Here is a 1617-nt window from a genome sequence, read left to right as displayed (position 1 = left end):
TGTCAGCCTGACGGGGACGAAAGAAGAACTGGTGCTCCGTGTGGCAGAGCTGAAAGAGGAGCTTGATGACCCGATGAGTTCGTGTCCGTACAACTGAAAGAGGAGCTTGATGACAGTGATGAGTTCGTGTCCGTACAACTGGCGTAATCATGGCCCTTCGGGGCCATTGTTTCTCTGTGGAGGAGTCCATGACGAAAGATGAACTGATTGCCCGTCTCCGCTCGCTGGGTGAACAACTGAACCGTGATGTCAGCCTGACGGGGACGAAAGAAGAACTGGCGCTCCGTGTGGCAGAGCTGAAAGAGGAGCTTGATGACACGGATGAAACTGCCGGTCAGGACACCCCTCTCAGCCGGGAAAATGTGCTGACCGGACATGAAAATGAGGTGGGATCAGCGCAGCCGGATACCGTGATTCTGGATACGTCTGAACTGGTCACGGTCGTGGCACTGGTGAAGCTGCATACTGATGCACTTCACGCCACGCGGGATGAACCTGTGGCATTTGTGCTGCCGGGAACGGCGTTTCGTGTCTCTGCCGGTGTGGCAGCCGAAATGACAGAGCGCGGCCTGGCCAGAATGCAATAACGGGAGGCGCTGTGGCTGATTTCGATAACCTGTTCGATGCTGCCATTGCCCGCGCCGATGAAACGATACGCGGGTACATGGGAACGTCAGCCACCATTACATCCGGTGAGCAGTCAGGTGCGGTGATACGTGGTGTTTTTGATGACCCTGAAAATATCAGCTATGCCGGACAGGGCGTGCGCGTTGAAGGCTCCAGCCCGTCCCTGTTTGTCCGGACTGATGAGGTGCGGCAGCTGCGGCGTGGAGACACGCTGACCATCGGTGAGGAAAATTTCTGGGTAGATCGGGTTTCGCCGGATGATGGCGGAAGTTGTCATCTCTGGCTTGGACGGGGCGTACCGCCTGCCGTTAACCGTCGCCGCTGAAAGGGGGATGTATGGCCATAAAAGGTCTTGAGCAGGCCGTTGAAAACCTCAGCCGTATCAGCAAAACGGCGGTGCCTGGTGCCGCCGCAATGGCCATTAACCGCGTTGCTTCATCCGCGATATCGCAGTCGGCGTCACAGGTTGCCCGTGAGACAAAGGTACGCCGGAAACTGGTAAAGGAAAGGGCCAGGCTGAAAAGGGCCACGGTCAAAAATCCGCAGGCCAGAATCAAAGTTAACCGGGGGGATTTGCCCGTAATCAAGCTGGGTAATGCGCGGGTTGTCCTTTCGCGCCGCAGGCGTCGTAAAAAGGGGCAGCGTTCATCCCTGAAAGGTGGCGGCAGCGTGCTTGTGGTGGGTAACCGTCGTATTCCCGGCGCGTTTATTCAGCAACTGAAAAATGGCCGGTGGCATGTCATGCAGCGTGTGGCTGGGAAAAACCGTTACCCCATTGATGTGGTGAAAATCCCGATGGCGGTGCCGCTGACCACGGCGTTTAAACAAAATATTGAGCGGATACGGCGTGAACGTCTTCCGAAAGAGCTGGGCTATGCGCTGCAGCATCAACTGAGGATGGTAATAAAGCGATGAAACATACTGAACTCCGTGCAGCCGTACTGGATGCACTGGAGAAGCATGACACCGGGGCGACGTTTTTTGATGGTC

The 1617-nt window shown here is 56.2% G+C and carries 4 protein-coding genes; all 4 read left to right on the top strand.

Translation table 11 applies throughout. The features are described from left to right. Positions 1-7 precede the first annotated feature (7 nt). Positions 8-97: a hypothetical protein gene (locus J0A69_RS22800; RefSeq protein WP_394369900.1), complete on the top strand. Its 90-nt coding sequence runs from the start codon at positions 8-10 to the stop codon at positions 95-97. Positions 98-188: 91 nt separating this feature from the next. Further along, positions 189-587 (top strand): DNA-packaging protein FI, encoded by a 399-nt coding sequence (locus J0A69_RS22335; RefSeq protein WP_000158919.1) that lies wholly within the window; start codon positions 189-191, stop codon positions 585-587. Positions 588-598: 11 nt separating this feature from the next. Beyond that, a complete protein-coding gene (locus J0A69_RS22330; RefSeq protein ID WP_000752979.1) occupies positions 599-952 on the top strand; it encodes a head-tail joining protein in 354 nt (117 codons plus the stop codon). Between the two features lie 11 nt (positions 953-963). Next, positions 964-1542: a phage tail protein gene (locus J0A69_RS22325; protein ID WP_000975070.1), complete on the top strand. Its 579-nt coding sequence runs from the start codon at positions 964-966 to the stop codon at positions 1540-1542. The last annotated feature ends 75 nt before the right edge of the window (positions 1543-1617 follow it).

The sequence above is a fragment of the Algoriphagus pacificus genome, from assembly GCF_017254845.1.
Lineage (GTDB): Bacteria > Bacteroidota > Bacteroidia > Cytophagales > Cyclobacteriaceae > Algoriphagus > Algoriphagus pacificus.
This window is presented reverse-complemented; position numbering and strand designations above follow the sequence as displayed.